Annotated in this window: 13 protein-coding genes; all 13 read left to right on the top strand. The window is 46.7% G+C overall.

What is annotated here, in order from left to right; translation table 11 throughout:
• Positions 1–71: 71 nt before the first annotated feature.
• Positions 72–1700, top strand: coding sequence for a response regulator (locus IFU39_RS09975; protein ID WP_192132421.1), 1629 nt, complete (start codon positions 72–74; stop codon positions 1698–1700).
• A gap of 123 nt (positions 1701–1823) precedes the next feature.
• Positions 1824–3509 carry an extracellular solute-binding protein gene (locus IFU39_RS09970; protein ID WP_091017433.1) on the top strand — a complete coding sequence of 562 codons (1686 nt, stop codon included), beginning with the start codon at positions 1824–1826 and terminating at the stop codon, positions 3507–3509.
• 189 nt (positions 3510–3698) lie between these two features.
• Positions 3699–4589 (top strand): ABC transporter permease, encoded by an 891-nt coding sequence (locus IFU39_RS09965; protein WP_074094500.1) that lies wholly within the window; start codon positions 3699–3701, stop codon positions 4587–4589.
• 29 nt (positions 4590–4618) lie between these two features.
• Positions 4619–5497 (top strand): carbohydrate ABC transporter permease, encoded by an 879-nt coding sequence (locus tag IFU39_RS09960; RefSeq protein WP_091017431.1) that lies wholly within the window; start codon positions 4619–4621, stop codon positions 5495–5497.
• Positions 5498–5529: 32 nt separating this feature from the next.
• Entirely contained in the window at positions 5530–6615 is a 1086-nt protein-coding gene (locus tag IFU39_RS09955; protein ID WP_341072897.1) for a glycoside hydrolase family 53 protein, read from the top strand.
• Positions 6616–6706: 91 nt separating this feature from the next.
• Complete coding sequence (locus IFU39_RS09950) at positions 6707–8779, top strand: beta-galactosidase (RefSeq protein WP_274599261.1); 2073 nt, start codon at positions 6707–6709, stop codon at positions 8777–8779.
• A gap of 26 nt (positions 8780–8805) precedes the next feature.
• Positions 8806–8952, top strand: a complete 147-nt coding sequence (locus IFU39_RS32645; RefSeq protein ID WP_206759552.1) for a hypothetical protein — start codon at positions 8806–8808, stop codon at positions 8950–8952.
• A 37-nt stretch (positions 8953–8989) separates the two neighbouring features.
• Entirely contained in the window at positions 8990–10429 is a 1440-nt protein-coding gene (locus tag IFU39_RS09945) for an NAD-dependent malic enzyme (RefSeq protein WP_091017428.1), read from the top strand.
• Position 10430: 1 nt separating this feature from the next.
• Complete coding sequence (locus tag IFU39_RS09940) at positions 10431–11153, top strand: HD domain-containing protein (protein WP_192132417.1); 723 nt, start codon at positions 10431–10433, stop codon at positions 11151–11153.
• Positions 11154–11452: 299 nt separating this feature from the next.
• Positions 11453–12520, top strand: a complete 1068-nt coding sequence (locus IFU39_RS09935; protein WP_017689291.1) for an FUSC family protein — start codon at positions 11453–11455, stop codon at positions 12518–12520.
• A gap of 355 nt (positions 12521–12875) precedes the next feature.
• Positions 12876–13337: a pyridoxamine 5'-phosphate oxidase family protein gene (locus tag IFU39_RS09930; protein ID WP_192132415.1), complete on the top strand. Its 462-nt coding sequence runs from the start codon at positions 12876–12878 to the stop codon at positions 13335–13337.
• A gap of 244 nt (positions 13338–13581) precedes the next feature.
• On the top strand, positions 13582–15957 hold the full coding sequence (gene helD / locus IFU39_RS09925) for an RNA polymerase recycling motor HelD (RefSeq protein WP_192132413.1): 2376 nt from the start codon (positions 13582–13584) through the stop codon (positions 15955–15957).
• Positions 15958–16268: 311 nt separating this feature from the next.
• On the top strand, positions 16269–18128 hold the full coding sequence (locus IFU39_RS09920; RefSeq protein WP_192132411.1) for an adenine deaminase: 1860 nt from the start codon (positions 16269–16271) through the stop codon (positions 18126–18128).
• Positions 18129–18285 lie beyond the last annotated feature (157 nt).

Here is an 18285-nt window from a genome sequence, read left to right as displayed (position 1 = left end):
ACTTGGAATGTGTAGCGCATGATGCACGATGGAATCCATTTGCAGAATGAACGAAATAGGGAGTGAATCACTTGATTGATATATTGCTGGTAGATGATGAGACATACGTAACAGAAAGTCTGGAACTTACGATCCCCTGGGGAGAGCTTGGAGTAACGACCGTGCTGCGTGCCGCATCCGGTAAGGAAGCGTTGGAGATTATGGAGGAAAATGCAGTAGATATCGTAGTTACCGATATTCGCATGCCTGGCATGTCAGGACTGGATCTCATTGCAGAGGTAAGCAAGCGTTGGTCTCATATCCGCTGTATTTTACTAACGGGTCACAGTGATTTTGATTATGCTAAAAAAGCCATTCAATTGCAGGCAGCGGATTATATCCTGAAACCCGTAAACGATGATGAGTTTATGGGATCGGTGTCGGCAGCCATCACGTCTCTTCGCGATGAGTGGGATGAATTTGATAAATATCACCGGCTTTTATACAGTCGGAAGTCTGACTATAAGATTTTACGAGAAAATCTTATGCATGATCTGCTGCTAGGACGTGAGATCACGGCGCGGGCGCTTCGGGAACAACTGCAACAATATGAGATTCATATTGATCCGGAACAATCGGCTGTGATGATGCTGATTCGCCTTACAGGACGCTTCTCATCAATGGACCAGCAGTCTCTGGATCTGATGGATTTTGCGGTAGGTAATATTGCAGAGGAAGTACTCGGAGAGCAATTTAACGTGTGGTTTGGTCGCGGACCCCATGAGTGTCTGGTTATGTTCTTGCAGAATCAAGATCAGATCGTAGCTCCGCAGATGGACTTGGAGACGTTGAGAATCTCAGCTGAAACTTTCCGTGAGCATGTCATTCGATATTTACAGGGAGATCTGTCCATGGTCGTTACACCGTCATTTCCCTTTAATGAGTTGACAGCAGCTTATCGAAAAAGTCTGGGTTCGCTTGTCCTTTCAGGACCGGAAGAACACAAGATTATATATATGGACATGGATCAGGCACTCAGCAAAAGACCAGAGAATGATGCGACGCAGGCTCTCGAAGAGCTGTACAAACCGCCTGTACTTCCTCAATTGCTTGAGACCAAGCAATGGGAAGCGGCAGCGCGTAAGCTGAACGCGGTCTTTGACGCGGCAGGACAGGTTCGATTGTCCAGAGAACATGTGTATGAGATGTATCTGTCGGTAACCAATGCATTTATGTATATCGCCCATAAACAGGGGCATCTGGTGCATGAGATTGATCATGCGGGATTCGATCTGCTCCTTGCTCATCAGTTGATTCAATCCCCCGAGAAGCTGCGGCGCTGGGCAACCGAGATGCTGGCGAAGCTTCAGGAAGAGTTGTCCGATCAGGAAGGTGTGCAGAGCCGCAGACATGTGATCAAGCAGGTTCAGGAGTTGGTTACAAGAGATACAGGACAGGATCTGTCAGTGAAGATGATTGCGGACAAGGTATATTTACACCCCGTATATCTATCGAAAATTTACAAGGCAGAGACAGGGGAAGGTCTTGGGGACTACATGATTCGTATGCGCATGGAACGTGCTCTGTATCTGCTTAAGAATAGCAATAAAAAAATATACGAGATTACGAGTGAACTTGGCTATCAAAATCCGCAATATTTCAGCAAAATGTTCAAAAAACATTATGGTATGACACCCAATGAATTTCGGGATCAGGCATAATTACAACAACATTCCAGAATATAGGTTGGCAAAGGTGCAGAAATCTTGATTTCGTATCATAGGCTCAAAGGCCTGGTCAGCCTATAATGAAAGGGTAACCAAAACGATTTAAGGGGGAACAACATGAGAGCGCAATCAACGAAAAAGAGATTCTTGACGCTTCTCGCTACAACGCTGAGTCTAACTGTCGTTCTTGCAGGATGTTCAGGAGGCAGTGGGGGCGGAGATAGTGCAACACCAAGTACATCTGGAACCCAAAACGAATACAAAGAAAAGTATGATCCGGAAGTAACCATTACAACAGCATGGGGAATTGACCCTGAGCTGAAGTTTAAAAATGGCGAATCCATGGAAAATAACGTGGCTACCAAGTGGGCCAAAGATCAATTCGGGATTAATATTAGCTCGCTCTGGTCTGTAACGGATACGAATGGCGCATTTGCAACCAAACTTCGCCTGGCGATGTCTTCTGGTCAAGATATGCCTGAAATTGTAACGGTGGGTGACAACTTGCTTGCTCAGGATCTGATTGATTCCGGCATGTATCAGGAAGTTGGTCCACTGTTCGACAAATATGCTTCAGACACATGGAAAAAAGCGATGGAGCAAGATCCTAACGTATGGAACCAATATAGCCGTGATGGTAAAAGAATGGGTATCCCTGTTCTGGACTATGCATACAACAATGATTACTTGCTCTGGATTCGTCAGGACTGGCTGGATAAGCTGAAGCTGGAAGCTCCAAAAACAATCGATGAGCTGGAAACCGTTATGGAAGCTTTCAAAAACAATAACCCGGACGGTTTGGCTCCTGAAAAAGTCACTCCGCTCAGCATTGGTTTCAAAACATCCATGAATACATGGATGGGAGACCCATCCTGGATTTTCGGAGCATATGGAACATTACCGTTCCAATGGAATCTGGCTGCGGATGGCAAGCTGGAGTATGGTTCCATCAATCCCGGTATGAAGCAAGGTTTGGTCAAATTGAGCGAATGGCTTAAAAAGGGGTATATCCCACAGGAAGCAGCGCTATGGGATGAGAACAAAACAGCAGAGCCCGCAGTTGCAGGAACCGCCGGCATTATCCCAGGTCCTTACTGGATGAGTGGATGGCCGTTGACTGACACAGTGAAGAATTCGCCTGGTGCCGTTTGGAAACCGATTGAAATTCCAACGGGTCCTGAAGGTAAAGCAATGCGTCATGGAACACAATTCGTAAACGGTGTTACGTTGATCAAAGCAGATATGGAACACCCTGAGGCGTTCTTCACGTATCAGAACTACCTGTTTGACAATTATGCTGATCCTGCACCGGGTAGCCCGTATGATAACGGTCTATTCGACGGATATGACTACCAGCTGGACGCGAACGGAAAACAGAAAAAGCCAGACGAAATTGATGGCGGATATGTCAATGTCGTACGTTACCTGTTAGTTCGTGATGGTGCACGTATTCCAGATGCACAGATGAAAGCATTGCTTAATTTGGCTGATGGCAAAGAGCCTGAAAGCAAGCTGGAAAAAGACGTGGCCGTAAACTATGGACCAGAAACTCCTGCAGCAGCGAAAGTGTTGCTGAGCCAAGAAGAAATTTCCTTCAAAAACATGTTCACAGGTCCAACAACACAGACGATGAAATCCAAGTTGGACTATTTGAATAAAATCGAGAATCAAGCATTTAACGAAATTATCTATGGCAAAAATCCGGCGGATGCGTTTGATACCTTTGTACAAACGTGGAAATCGGGTGGTGGTGACCAAATCACGCAAGAGGTTAACGAATGGTATGACAGTGTGAAAAAATAGTTACAAGCAGCGCTCAGACGACTAACGTCTGGGCGCTTTTTTTGTTTATTCAAGTTAAGGCAAAGTGGTTGAATTTGTGCCATTTATATTGCTTTTATGTGCTGTTTGGGCCCCATAAAAGGTTGATATAATCGCATTATAAGCCACTCAGGGAGTACTTGAGTAGGAAGAAATACAGGGGGAGCAATCATGAGAACTTTGAAACGCACTTGGCCATTCCACGTTATGCTGTTGCCAGCCATTATCTTTCTGATTATCTTCAGTTATGTGCCTATGGGCGGGATCATTATGGCATTCCAGAACTACAAGCCATGGCTTGGGATTAGCGGTTCTGAATGGGTTGGGCTGGACAATTTTAGATATCTGTTTGAACGTGAAGACAGCTTACAGGTCATCTGGAACACATTGATTATTGCTGTACTTAAACTGATTTTTAATTTATTTGTTCCATTTGTTTTTGCCATTCTTTTGAATGAGGTTCGCAAGATGGCTATACAGCGAACGATCCAAACACTTGTCTATTTACCTCACTTCTTGTCCTGGGTCATTCTGGGCGGGATTTTGATAGATCTGTTGTCAACAGGCGGCTTGGTTAACCGGGTTCTGGGAACCTTTGGACTCGGGCCATATTTCTTCCTTGGAGACAACAGTTGGTTCCGATCTACGGTCATTCTGACAGATGTGTGGAAAGAATTTGGCTATAACATGATTGTCTTTCTGGCTGCCCTTGCCGGAATTAATCCAGCATTGTACGAAGCAGCGGAAATTGACGGAGCAGGACGCTGGAAACAGACACTGCACATTACAATTCCTTCACTTGTGCCGATGCTGATGGTTGTAGGAACACTGGCACTTGGTAACGTACTGAATGCCGGATTTGACCAGATTTTCAACTTGTATAACCCGCTCGTATATCAAACGGGTGACATCATTGATACATTCGTATATCGTTCCGCAATGCAAAATGGTGAGATGGGCTTTGCAACGGCGATCGGATTATTCAAATCGGTTATTAGCATGATCTTGATTCTTGTATCTTACAGCTTAGCCAAAAAATACGCTGGATACCGCATATTCTAAACGAATGAACAGAGAAAGAAGGGACCACGATGTATCATAAATCATTGCCTTATCGCGTGTTTAATATAGTCAATACCTGCTTTCTGATTCTAATTGCCATCATGTGTATCATACCGATGGTTCATGTACTGGCGGTATCCTTTAGTACAAAGGCTGCTGCCGATGCAAATTTGGTCAATCTCTGGCCTGTAGGTTTCTCCCTTGAGGCATACAAAAAGACAATGAACAATCCAATTTTCTTGAACTCGCTCTGGATCTCACTGTTACGTACAGTGATTGGTACAGCTATCACCTTGCTGATTACGTTCCTGGCGGCGTATCCGTTGTCCAAAGAAAATAGTGAGTTCAAGGGCAGAACGATTTACTCCTGGATTTTTGTGTTTAGCATGATTTTCAATGGAGGGCTGGTTCCATTCTATATGGTTATCCAGAAGATCGGGTTGATGGATTCCTTCTGGGTACTTGTACTCCCGGGGGCGGTTAATACATTCCTTGTCATCCTGATGCTGAACTTCTTCCGTGGTATTCCAAAAGAGCTGGAGGAAGCAGCGCTGATGGATGGAGCTAACCATTTCAGAACATTGTTCAGTATCTTCCTTCCCATTTCGATGCCGTCCATTGCAACCATTGCATTGTTCAGTATGGTGTTCCACTGGAATTCCTGGTTTGATGGCCTGCTCTATATGAATAACGCCAAGGATTACCCACTTGCTACATTTATGCAAACAGTCATTATTGGACGTGACATGAGTAGCATGAGCATGAATCCCAAAGAGATGGAATCTCTCTCTCAAACTACGGTAAGGGCAGCTCAGATCTTCATCGGAAGTGCACCGATCTTGATTGTGTATCCTTTCCTGCAACGTTTCTTTGTCAAAGGTATGACGTTGGGCTCAGTTAAAGGCTGAGCCTGTACCCCAAATTAATGGAGGTTGATACAGTGAGCAATTTGACGGAAAAGACATTCATTCTGGGAATGGATGTGTCCTTTATGGATGAAATCGAACAGCATGGCGGGAGTTATAGTGATGTGGATGGCAAGGAACAAGACTTGCTGTCCATCCTGAAGATTAATGACGCTAACGCGATACGACTTCGAATCTGGAATGATCCTGTTGGTGGATTCTGCAATCTGGAGCGGACGGTGGAGGTAGCCAAACGGATCAAGGAACAGGGGTTGAAATTTTTGCTGGATTTCCATTATTCTGATCGCTGGGCTGATCCAGCCAATCAATGGAAGCCGAAAGCATGGGAGAATCTGTCCTATGAAGAGCTTCAACGTGCGGTATGCATGTATACGGCTGACGTTCTGAGAACGTTGAAGGAACACGATGCGCTTCCAGACATGGTGCAGGTGGGCAACGAGATTACCCCAGGCATGTTATGGAATGAGGGACGTGTTGGTGGAGAAGAGCATGATACGGATGAACAGTGGGAGCGTTTTGCCGGCCTTGTGAAGTACGGAATTGCTGCGGTCAAATCCGTTGACGCGGATATTCAGATTATGATACATATTGATCGTGGTGGAGATAACGCCGAGAGCCGCAAGTTTTACGATCGCTTTGAAGCACTGGGTGTGGAGTTTGATATCATTGGTCTCTCATATTACCCTTGGTGGCATGGCACACTTGATGCGTTACGTGACAATCTTCATGATTTGGCTGAGCGTTATGGCAAACCTGTCAATGTAGTTGAAACCGCTTATCCATGGACGCTGGAGCAGCCGGAAGGTATCGAATGGATTTTCAATCAGGAAGATATGTTGTTACCAGGATACCCTGCAAGTGTAGAGGGACAGACCAAATATCTGAAGGATTTATTGCAGATTATCCGCGAAGTTCCTGGTGGTTTGGGGCACGGATTCTATTATTGGGAACCTGCCTGGATACCAAGTAAAGAAGAATGGTCCGTCGGGCACCCGAATAACTGGGGCAACCTCACCATGTTTGATTTTAAAGGTCGCAAGTTGGAATCGTTTACAGCACTTGCTACTGTTGAAGAATCAGATGTCGTGACATACGTATAATCTAGCGTAATACGTATCGTCTGTGAAGTCGTTGTTATCGTTATCGTATATAAACTAAAAAAACAGTAATTAAAGCAAGGGAGTTGTCCTTATGACATACAAATTTCCACCTGTAAGTTCCAAAGCCCCGCACATGTTGCATGGCGCAGACTATAACCCGGAGCAATGGCTCCGCTATCCTGAAGTTCTGGAAGAAGATATTCGCTTGATGAAGCTTGCCAAGTGTAACGTGATGTCCATTGGTATCTTCTCGTGGGTGTCCCTTGAGCCGGAAGAGGGTGTATACACGTTCGAATGGCTGGATCAGGTTTTGGATCGTTTTGCAGCAAACGGTATCTATGCATTCCTCGCTACACCAAGTGGCGCTAGACCTGCTTGGATGTCCGCGAAGTACCCGGAAGTGCTCCGCGTATCCGAGAAGCGTGTCCGCAATCTGCATGGTTTCCGTCACAACCATTGTTATACTTCCCCGGTATACCGTGAGAAGGTTACTGCGATCAACACAAAACTGGCAGAGCGTTATTCGGATCATCCGGCTGTAATCGGCTGGCATATCTCAAACGAATTCGGCGGAGACTGTCATTGTGATTATTGTCAGGAAGCGTTCCGTGGTTGGGTTCAGAATAAGTATAAAACACTCGATGAACTGAATCATTCGTGGTGGACCACATTCTGGAGCCATACGGTTACAGAATGGAGTCAAGTGGAATCTCCTGCTCCACACGGTGAGACACAGGTACACGCAATGAATCTGGACTGGCGCCGTTTCGTTACGGATCAGACAGCTGATTTTATCGTCCATGAAACGAAACCATTGAAAGCTCAGAATCCCGATCTGCCAGTCACAACAAACCTGATGGAATTCTATGGCGGTCTGAACTATTGGAAGTTCGCTGATATTCTGGATTTCCTCTCTTGGGACAGTTATCCCACTTGGCATGATGCAGATGACGACGCGAAACAGGCATCCCGTATCGCAATGATGCATGACATCGTTCGTTCCATCAAAGGCGGTCAGCCGTTCTTGCTGATGGAGAGTACTCCAAGTTCGACGAATTGGCAAGATGTCAGCAAGCTGAAAAAACCGGGCATGCATTTGCTCTCTTCTCTCCAGGCTGTAGCACACGGTTCCGATAGTGTTCAGTATTTCCAGTGGAGAAAGAGCCGGGGGTCCAGTGAGAAACTTCATGGTGCGGTGGTAGACCATGTAGGAACGGAACATACGCGTGTATTCCAAGATGTCACCGACGTAGGAACGGCACTTGAAGGCATGGAAGCCATTGTAGGAACAGCGGTTCCAGCAGAAGTTGCAATTATATTCGATTGGGAAAACCGTTGGGCTGTTAATGATTCACAGGGTCCACGCAATATCGGTGTGAAGTATGAGCAGACCGTGGAAGAGCATTACGAAGCGTTTTGGAAAAAAGGAGTCGCTGTAGACGTTATCGATATGGATGCAGATCTGTCCAAGTACAAGTTGTTGATTGCTCCAATGCTCTATCTGGTACGTGAAGGTGTCGGGGAACGCATTGAGAAGTTTGTAGAACAAGGCGGTACGTTTGTAGCAACTTACTGGTCTGGTATTGTTAACGAAAACGATCTGTGTTTCCTGGGTGGATTCCCGGGCCCACTTCGTAAGACACTTGGCATCTGGTCCGAGGAAATTGACGGATTGCATGACCGTGATCTGAACGGAATCATTCCGGAGAAGGGCAATGAGCTTCAGCTCAATACAGCGTATGATGCAATTGAACTGTGTGATCTGATTCATCTGGAAGGCGCGAAGTCCCTGGCTACGTACCGTTCTGACTTTTATGCCGGACGTCCGGCATTGACGGTTAACCAGTTAGGTTCAGGAAAAGCATATTATGTAGCGACACGTCTGAAAGCACCATTCTATGATGATTTCTATGCGAAACTAATCGCTGACCTGAACATTGAGCGTGGACTTGAAACCGAGTTGCCTGCCGGAACAACGGCACATACACGTACAGATGGTACAACAGATTATGTGTTTGTACAGAACTACACGCCAGATGAGAAGCTGATTGAACTAGATGGACAGTCCTATACCGATCTGCTCAGTGGTGATGCCGTGGAAGCAAGTCTCAGCTTGAAGCCATATGACATTTGTGTTCTGCGCAGACCGGCTGCCCGGAAATAATATAAGTTCTATATGCTACTAAATGAATGAAGTTAGTATTGAGAAAAGATGCCCTGAACGCCTGCATTGGTGTTCAGGGCATCTTTTTTTATTTTATGTATTTGGCTGTTGAACGACTTTTTCTGGACAAGATAAAGGATAAACGTGTCCGCGTAGCGAAGACAAACACGTAACATGTAACTCAAGACTTTCAGTCTGGGAGGAATGGAAATGAATCAAAGAAATCTGGATGGTAACAGCATTATTATTCGACTGGAAATGACAACTAAGGATATCAAGTTTGGCGAAGTGGCTTCGGCCATCTCGGAAGCTGGGGGAGACATCATTGCCATCGACGTGATTTCCACCAATCAGGATGTAAGCGTACGCGACTTGACGGTCGCCGTTACAGATGCACAAGATAACAGTAAAATTATAGAAGGTGTGCGCCAGCTTAAAGGTGTGTCCATTATTAATGTATCGGATCGGACGTTCCTGCTTCATCTGGGCGGTAAGATCGAAGTAACACCAAAGACCCCGATTCAAAACCGGGAAGATCTGTCACGTGTGTACACTCCGGATGTGGCTCGTGTATGTTCAGCCATTTCAGAAGAACCCGGTAAAGCCTTCTCATTGACAATTAAACGGAATACAGTGGCCGTCATATCGGATGGCAGTGCCGTACTTGGACTTGGTAATATTGGTCCTCGTGCAGCGATGCCCGTCATGGAAGGTAAAGCGATGTTATTCAAACAGTTTGCAGGTGTGGATGCTTTCCCAATCTGCCTGGACACACAGGATACCGAGGAAATCATACGTACTGTGAAAGCGATATCACCTGGTTTTGGCGGCATTAATCTGGAGGATATCTCATCACCGCGCTGTTTCGAGATTGAACGTCGTCTGAATGAGGAATTGGACATTCCTGTATTTCATGATGACCAGCATGGCACAGCGGTTGTGTTATATGCCGGTCTGATCAATGCGCTCAAACTGGTGGGCAAGTCCATTGAAGATGTGAAGATTGTGGTCTGCGGTATTGGTGCAGCAGGTGTAGCTTGCAGCAACATATTATTGTCCGCGGGAGCCAGCCGGCTTATAGGTGTCGATCGTGAGGGTGCGATTGTACGGACACAAACCTATGAGAATGAAGTCTGGAGTGATTATGCAGCTCGTACAAACCCGGAACTGGAAACCGGATCGCTGCGTGATGTCATTCGTGGAGCCGATGTGTTCATTGGCCTGTCCCGCGGGAATCTGTTAACTCGCGAAGATGTGCAGACCATGGCAGAAGATCCAATCGTGTTTGCAATGGCAAACCCGGTACCTGAGATTATGCCTGCCTTGGTGGAAGACATTGTGGCTGTAATGGCAACAGGACGATCCGATTATCCGAATCAGATCAACAACGTGTTATGTTTCCCGGGCATCTTCAGGGCAGTTCTGGATTGCCGAGCCACCGAAATTAATGAAGAAATGAAGCTGGCAGCCGCGCAAGCGATTGCATCGGCCATTACGGATGAAGAGCGTACACGTTATTATATTATTCCGAGTGTGTTCAATGATAAAGTAGTCAAATCGATGCGCAGTCGCGTAATTGAAGCAGCTGTTAAGACGGGTGTAGCTCGGCGTATTCCTCGTGAACAGGCCCGTGAAGGCGGGGAATCGTAAGATGTCAGAGAACCCTCTTCAACCTGGCGGGAATCTGCAAGAATTAGGGCACATGCATAATATAGATGGAATAACGGCAGGAGAGGCTGTTCTGCGCGCCGCCCGATCCTTTGTTCAAGGCGACTCATCCAAGCATAGTGATGGTCATGACTGGCCGCACATTGAACGGGTAACCGCACTTGCGGTTGAACTCGCTCACCGCATGGGTGCAGATCCATCTGTCTGCGAACTGGCTGCTTTATTACATGATGTACCGGATGAGAAGCTGAATGAGAGCTTGGAAGCCGGGATGGCCAAACTGAATGACTGGCTGGATACCCAGCCTCTTGACCCGGATATACGTAATAAGGTTGTGGGTATTATTAGCACCATCTCATATGCGGGAGGCCAGCGTCCTGCGGTTAGTTCGCTTGAAGCACAGGTTGTTCAGGATGCGGATCGACTGGATGCAATGGGTGCGATTGGGATCGCGCGAACCTTTGCCTTTTCAGGCGCCAGAGGGCGCGAGATGTACGATCCGTCCCTTCCTCCACGGGAACAGATGACCCGTGAGGAATATCGCAATGGGCGCAGCACAACGATAAATCACTTTTACGAGAAGTTGTTCAAGCTCAAGGATCTGATGAATACCTCCTATGGCAAGGAGCTGGCGGAACAGCGTCATGATTATATGGTGCAGTTTGTGGACCAGTTCAAAAGGGAATGGGAGGGCACAAACCGTTAGGCAGGCATAATAAGCATGAGTATTCCACAGAGATATATTAAGTAACAGAGGCGAATCTTTGAAGTGGAGAAATCCATTTTGAAGATTTGCTTCTTTTTGGGTTAATATTGTGTATTAACATACATAAAGAAATCAATTTCATAATACCTCTGACTTATGACATGGCAACGGAAGACCTTACATGGTACAATAAATCGTTCTCCTGAATGAATTCAGGCAAAAAAAGAAATATGGGGTAATAATGAACATGATTATCAAATGTAAAATTTCAGGTTCGGTAAAGAGGAGGGGTCACCACCATGTCGTTTGGTGCACGTGTACTTAAGACGGGGATCGCGGTCACGCTTGCCTTGTACCTAAGCAGCCTGTTCTTGAACCCGCAATCTCCCGTGCCTGCCGCAATCGCGGCTATATTCGCCATGCAGCCTTCCATCTATCGTTCCTGGAAATACTTCCTGGATCAGTTGCAAACGACCACGCTAGGAGCTATTGTCGCCCTGGTGGGGGGCATGGTGTTGTCCAATGAGCCAATCGCCGTTGGATTAATTATTGTACTTGTCATCATGATCTGTCTTAAATTGAATATGGGTGAAACGGTTGGACTGACACTGGTCACGGTTGTATCCATTATGGAGGCCTCGGGTGACTGGCATTTTGCACTCAATCGTTTTCTGTTGACACTGGTTGGTATTGTATCGGCGTTTCTCATCAACATTACGGTATTTCCTCCGAAACCGAAGGTTCAGTTCGTGAAGCAGATCCATAGTGTATTCAGCGGTATGTCGTTGCTTCTGCGAACTTCGATCTCGGATGAGATCAAGGAAGTTGTATTCCGGGAGGAGAAAAGCAACCTGGGAGGTTCCATTAAGTCTCTGTCCGACAAGTATAACTTGTTCGAAGAGGAACAGAAAAAGATGAAACGTTCGAAATTCAGCGAAACTCGTCAGATGGTGGTCTACAAACAAATGCTGCTGAGTCTGCAAAAAGGATATGAGGTGCTGGATTCGGTGGAACGCCACTATTTCCAGGCACCGCGGACAACGGCCATGGATCAGTTTTTTGACTCACATCTTGAACTGGTTATCAAATTCCATGAGCATGCACTGCTCAAGTTCGAGGATAAGCTGAAACCTAATGGGGAAGAGGCCGCACAGTTTGTATTGGATAATGACCGTTTCATGGAGCAGGCGATCACCCAGTTTGATATCGACAAGGAAGGGATGTTACGATTGTCGATCGTGGCTGCTGCGATCTATGATTACGGATATCAACTGGAACGTTTGAATCGACTTGCCGAACATGTGCATAGCGCCAGTGAAGACAAAGAATCACAGGACAAAATTTTGAATTGGCTTAAGTGGCCTTAAGTGCGAGTTCAAAAAGGCTGGTTTTCAGTACCGAGAAGATGGAATGAAGCTAGAAATGGAGTAGCGGAGCGTAGGAAGACTACGTGAGCAACTACAATGTTTCCGAAGGAAAGATACTTCGTAAGCGTCTGCTTATTCGGCTGAATTTCATATTCGATGCTGATGATGCCGTTAGGCATGATTCGTAATCAAAAGTAGACTTTTTGAACAACCTCTCTAAGTGCGAATTGCGCACCTGCTTGGCGATCATATACAATGTAGTTACAACATTGCCCGGACCATCGTGTCCGGGTTGTTTTGTCATACATAGGGCTGAAGCGCATGAATGATTTTTAACGAACTGAGGGATAGAGACATGATTATAGAGGAACTGGACGCTGAACTAATGGAATGGTTGAGTGGGACAAATCTGGAGCATAAACAGCATGAAGCCATGCAACTGCTAACCGTATCTGAGGATCAATGGCCGCATCAGGCGATGATTAGTATGGGAGAAGTGATTGCGATAAATCCGCAGCAGCTTAGACTTGCTTTATGGCCAGGTACACAGACCAGTATGAACATGAGCAATACAGGCAAGGCTACCTTGATTACGGTTCAAGGACATCGATTGCTGCATATCCGTATAGAAGTAGAACGGTTGCCTGAGATTGAGGGGGCTGTTCATCCGAGAGATCGTTTTGAAGCACAAGTGCTTCAGGTACGTGTGGATCACGCGCCATATGCGGAGATCACTTCAGGAATAACCTTTCAATTAAAAGATGAACTTGGAGCAATTACACGCTGGAAAGAGACGATTGAAGAATTACGAAAGTAGGCAGGAATTGCCAAGTCAGTTGAGGACCCGGTGATTGGGTAATAATGAAGAAGAAAACAACAAAAAACGCCTCCGCTTGCATCGGGACGTTGTCACTGGTACAATAAAAAATGGTTTTCAGAAAATTAGAACTAATTAACATATAATTAAAATGTTTACTTTCTAATAATTATACCATTGCCTTTTCGGGCTTGTCAAATGGGATTTTGAGGACACAATCCGGGGAAAGAGGGGCTATTAACATATGAGTACAGATCAGCAATGGAATGAGGAACAACAACGGGTCAACACCGTGACCGATCAGATTGAACGCAAGATCACAACGTTAGAAGATGAAGTAGGCTCCTTCCGTGACGAAGTGGTTGGAATGAGAAAAGACTTTTGGGACGAAGTCACGATGAACTTTAGTGAAGCGGACGATGTCGGAGAGACATCAACCAGCATGCGGCAGCAGTCACAGGTACTATCCGATCGGGAGCGCAGCCATCTAAATACAGCGGCTGCGTTGGACAAAATGAAACGACTGCATCACTCACCATATTTCGGCCGCATTGATTTCAAGGAAGACGGGTATCCAAATGCTGAACGCATTTATCTGGGAATTGCATCGTTGCTGGATGAGAAGGAAGAATCTTTTCTGGTCTACGACTGGCGTGCGCCGATCTCTAACCTGTATTATGACGGAGCACCGGGTCCAATCACGTATCATACACCCAGTGGAGAGATCAGCGGTGATATCGAGATGAAGCGGCAGTTTGTCATTCGGGACGGACGTATCCGGTTTATGTTTGACACGGGGGTTACGATTGGCGATGAGTTATTGCAGGCCGTGCTCAGTCGAACTTCGGATGCACAGATGAAGAGTATTGTAGCGACCATTCAGAAGGAGCAAAACCGGATTATCCGTAATGACCGGACACGCATGCTCATTGTGCAAGGCGCAGCCGGCAGTGGCAAAACATCCGCGGCGCTCCAGCGTGTAGCATATCTTCTCTATAAATACCGCGAGCATCTGCAAGCGGATCAGATGGTTCTTTTTTCACCAAATCCGATGTTCAACAGTTATGTCTCCACGGTACTGCCTGAGCTTGGGGAGGAAAACATGTTGCAGACGACCTTCCAGGAGTATTTGGAGCGCCGTTTGGGTCGTGAATATCAACTGGAAGATCCGTTTATTCAACTCGAATATGTACTTACAGGGACGGAAGATCCCGATTACGATGTGCGCATGTCCAGCATTCGGTTCAAGTCATCCGAATCTTTCCTGAAGGTGATTACACGTTATAAGGAAAGCATGTTGTCAGGTGGCATGAAATTCAAGCCGGTTCGCTTCCAGGGCCGAGCGATTGTCACGTCAGAGGCTATGGCTGAGAAATTCTATAGTTTCGAATCATCCGTTAAGCTGGTGAGTCGACTGGAGATGTTGCGGGACTGGATGCTGAAAGAACTGTCTGCCTTTGGTAAAGGTGAACTGGATGAGCCTTGGGTTGATCAGCAGCTTGATCTAATGGAGCCGGAGGATCTGCAACGTGCGTATCAACGGTTGAAGCGCAAGCAAAAAGGAAAGACGCATACGTTTAATGACTTCGAGCAGGAAAGAGAAATTCTGGCACGCATGGTGGTCAGTGACCGACTCAAACCTTTGCGAAAATGGATTAAGTCCTTACGATTCGTTGATATAAGACAATTATATGCACATCTGTTCAACGATCAGGCTCAGATGGAGCGATTGTTGGGTGATGAAGCGCTGCCTTCTCAATGGGATGAAATCTGTAAGATGACCTTACGCAGATTGAAGCTTCAGGAGTTGGCATATGAAGATATTACGCCATACTTGTACTTGCGTGAGCTTATGCTTGGATTCCATATTAACTCCAATATTCGTCATGTCATTATTGATGAAGCCCAGGATTACTCTGCGTTTCAGTTGGCATTTATGAAGAGGTTGTTCCCACGGGCGAAAATAACAGCACTTGGTGACTTTAATCAGGCCATCTATGCCCACTCTTCAGTGCTGAGTGGAACAGGACCTTTGACTAACCTGTACGGTCCAGACAATACAGAGGTCATTGAGCTGACCAGAAGTTATCGATCTACTCGGGAGATCGTGGAGTTTACCCGTGGCATGGTGCCTGGTGGGGAAGAGATTATTCCATTTAACCGTAGCGGCGAGAAGCCTAAAGTGATTGTTTCTTCTGATGCCGAGCGTCATATGAACGTCATCACGACAGATCTCAAACACTTGATTGAGGAAGGGTATGAATCAGTTGCAGTGATCTGCAAGACCGCCGAAGAGAGCAGAGACGTACATGCTGCATTGAGTAAGGCGCTGCCCACAGCACCGAAGTTAATCAAGAAAACGACGCTGGCTTTTGAACAGGGTGTTCATGTCATCCCGGCGTATCTGGCCAAAGGTGTGGAATTCGATGCTGTCCTGATCTATGACGGCTCTGCGGAGCAGTATGCTCAGGAGCATGAACGCAAGTTGTTCTATACGGCTTGCACACGAGCGATGCATCTGCTGCACGTTTACTGCGTGGGCACACCGAGTCCGTTCATTACCTCGCAGTCGGAAGAATGGTATGATCTTGGCAAGGTGTCTGCTGCGCAAGTGGACTGACATATCACATTCATGTGCATGAAGAAGGCTTCCGTTCAGTGGAACGGGAGTCTTTCTGTATATGATACATATATCGGGAAGAAGCTAACTTCACGAGGGAAGTATACATGATGAGATTCCAGCCATATAGGTGATCATATGAAATGAAAATACCTAACGTGAATTCGTGAGGATTGGGTTCTGTGGATAAATATGACTCCATAATTTGTATTGATGCACAATGGATGTAATTTTTCTTTACACCTGAAGTCCGGACTCATATAATCGTAACAATATATTTTTTTGGATCGTTTATTAAAGGAGGCAACAAAATGAACAAACCATCTTTTGAACGGCCACTTATGGCTGATTGTGTACCTGATCTGGTCGCTACAGCACGGGGAGATTTGCCAGCGACTTTGGTCATTCGGGGAGGTACGCTGGTAAACGTGATATCGGGTGAGATTTTGCCGGAGATGTCCATAGCCGTACAGGGAGCTCGAATCGCTTATGTTGGTAAAGATGTAAGCCACACCATTGGAGAACATACCCGGATTATTGAAGCAAACGGTAAGTATATCGCTCCTGGTTTGCTGGATGGACACTGCCATATTGAAAGTACACAGATGAAAGTAACCGAGTTTGCGAGAGCGGTATTGCCTTCAGGCACAACCGGAGGTTTCTTTGATCCACATGAGATCTCTAACGTGCTTGGTCTGAAAGGTCTGAGACTGATGCTGGATGAAGCACGGACCACACCGATGGCAGCCTATATGCAGGTGGCTTCCTGTGTGCCTTCCACTCATCCAGGACTGGAGACAACAGGTGCTTATATCGGGCCTGAAGAGGTAGCTGAGGCTCTTTCCTGGGGTCCGGACATGATTGGCCTTGGTGAAGTGATGAACTTCCCTGGGGTAGTCTATGGGGACGAGACGATGATCGGTGAGATACAGGCGACCCTCCGGGCAGGTAAAGTGGCTGACGGTCACTTTACCTGGGCTGCAGATGACTGGCGTCTGCCAGCGTATGCAGCGAGTGGCGTTACAGGGGATCATGAATGTGTGACCAAGGAAGATGTGGTTGAACGTCTGCGACTCGGGATGTACGCGAAGATGCGCCAAGGTTCGGCATGGCATGATGTAGCCGAGACGATCAAAGCCTGTACCGAGCTTGGACTGGATACACGCCGGATGATGCTGGTGACCGATGACCGAAGCTCTGAATCCCTGCTCAAAGAAGGACATATGGATTTTGTTGTTCGTCTCGCAATCTCCCAAGGGGTGAAGCCGGTTACGGCTTTCCAGATGGCAACCATTAACACGGCTGAGCGCTTTGGTGTTGCGCGCGATATTGGTGCGGTTATTCCGGGCAATATAGCTGATATTATTCTGCTGGACGGCCGATTGGCTGATGTACGTGTGGGCATGACAATTGCTGCCGGGCAAGTAGTAGCCGAGAACGGGAAAATGACCGCGGTATGGGACAGTTTCACGTATCCGGAGGAAGCACTGAACACGGTGAAGTTAGAAGCAAATATTCAGCCAGAAGATCTGAAGCTTGCTGCACCGATTCAAGAGGGCACGATTGGTGCCAAAATCATTCATGTGACAGAGAACCATGTGGATACAAAGGAGAAACACCTGCCTGTTAGAGTAGAGAACGAGAAGGTTGTGGTTTCAACTTCAGGGGAAGTATGCAAAATTGCGGTATTGGAGCGTCACAAACAAACCGGGAATCGAGCGGTAGCGCTTGTTGGAGGCATCGGTTTCACATCCCCTGCAGCGATTGCGATGACGGTTGCTCATGATAGTCACAACCTGTTGATTATCGGTAATGATGATGCCCTGATGGCCGAAGCCGGTAACCATGTCATTCGTATGCAGGGCGGGGTCGCCGTGGTAACGGCAGCAGGTGTAACCGAATTCCCGCTGCGGATTGCAGGTTTGATGTCAACCGAGCCATTCGAAGTCGTTGCAGCGCAATCGGCAGCAGTCAGTGAAGCTTTACAGTCCGCAGGATGTACGTTGAATAATGCGTTCATGACGCTTTCGTTGCTCGCGCTGGTTGTGATTCCAGAATTACGTTTGTCCGACAAGGGGCTTGTGCGGATTTCGGCAGAAGGTATTGAACTGGTGTCACTTTTCGATGAAGTGGTTGACAATACACCGGTAGCTCCATGGGGTAATGAATGAACGGAAATGTCGACTAGACATCATTAAATAGGGTTCCATATAAAGCCGCCTTAGGGCGGTTTTTTGGTGTGTTTTGAGAGAAAACGCTTTCTAGGTCTTCTGGAGCTTGGTGTACATATGGCAATAATGACTGAAGTCATGCTGGAATAAGGATTGA

Source organism: Paenibacillus sp. CFBP 13594, assembly GCF_014842675.1.
GTDB lineage: Bacteria > Bacillota > Bacilli > Paenibacillales > Paenibacillaceae > Paenibacillus > Paenibacillus amylolyticus_B.
Note: the sequence above shows the minus strand (reverse complement) of the source record. Positions and strands in the feature narration are given on the sequence as shown.

Excerpts from the sequence above, each read along its gene's own strand:
- IFU39_RS09970 (WP_091017433.1), top strand. The coding sequence starts at position 1,824 with ATGAGAGCGCAATCAACGAAAAAGAGATTCTTGACGCTTCTCGCTACA.
- IFU39_RS09965 (WP_074094500.1), top strand. The coding sequence starts at position 3,699 with ATGAGAACTTTGAAACGCACTTGGCCATTCCACGTTATGCTGTTGCCA.
- IFU39_RS09960 (WP_091017431.1), top strand. The coding sequence starts at position 4,619 with ATGTATCATAAATCATTGCCTTATCGCGTGTTTAATATAGTCAATACC.
- IFU39_RS09950 (WP_274599261.1), top strand. The coding sequence starts at position 6,707 with ATGACATACAAATTTCCACCTGTAAGTTCCAAAGCCCCGCACATGTTG.
- IFU39_RS32645 (WP_206759552.1), top strand. The coding sequence starts at position 8,806 with ATGAAGTTAGTATTGAGAAAAGATGCCCTGAACGCCTGCATTGGTGTT.
- IFU39_RS09945 (WP_091017428.1), top strand. The coding sequence starts at position 8,990 with ATGAATCAAAGAAATCTGGATGGTAACAGCATTATTATTCGACTGGAA.
- IFU39_RS09940 (WP_192132417.1), top strand. The coding sequence starts at position 10,431 with ATGTCAGAGAACCCTCTTCAACCTGGCGGGAATCTGCAAGAATTAGGG.
- IFU39_RS09935 (WP_017689291.1), top strand. The coding sequence starts at position 11,453 with ATGTCGTTTGGTGCACGTGTACTTAAGACGGGGATCGCGGTCACGCTT.
- IFU39_RS09930 (WP_192132415.1), top strand. The coding sequence starts at position 12,876 with ATGATTATAGAGGAACTGGACGCTGAACTAATGGAATGGTTGAGTGGG.
- helD (WP_192132413.1), top strand. The coding sequence starts at position 13,582 with ATGAGTACAGATCAGCAATGGAATGAGGAACAACAACGGGTCAACACC.
- IFU39_RS09920 (WP_192132411.1), top strand. The coding sequence starts at position 16,269 with ATGAACAAACCATCTTTTGAACGGCCACTTATGGCTGATTGTGTACCT.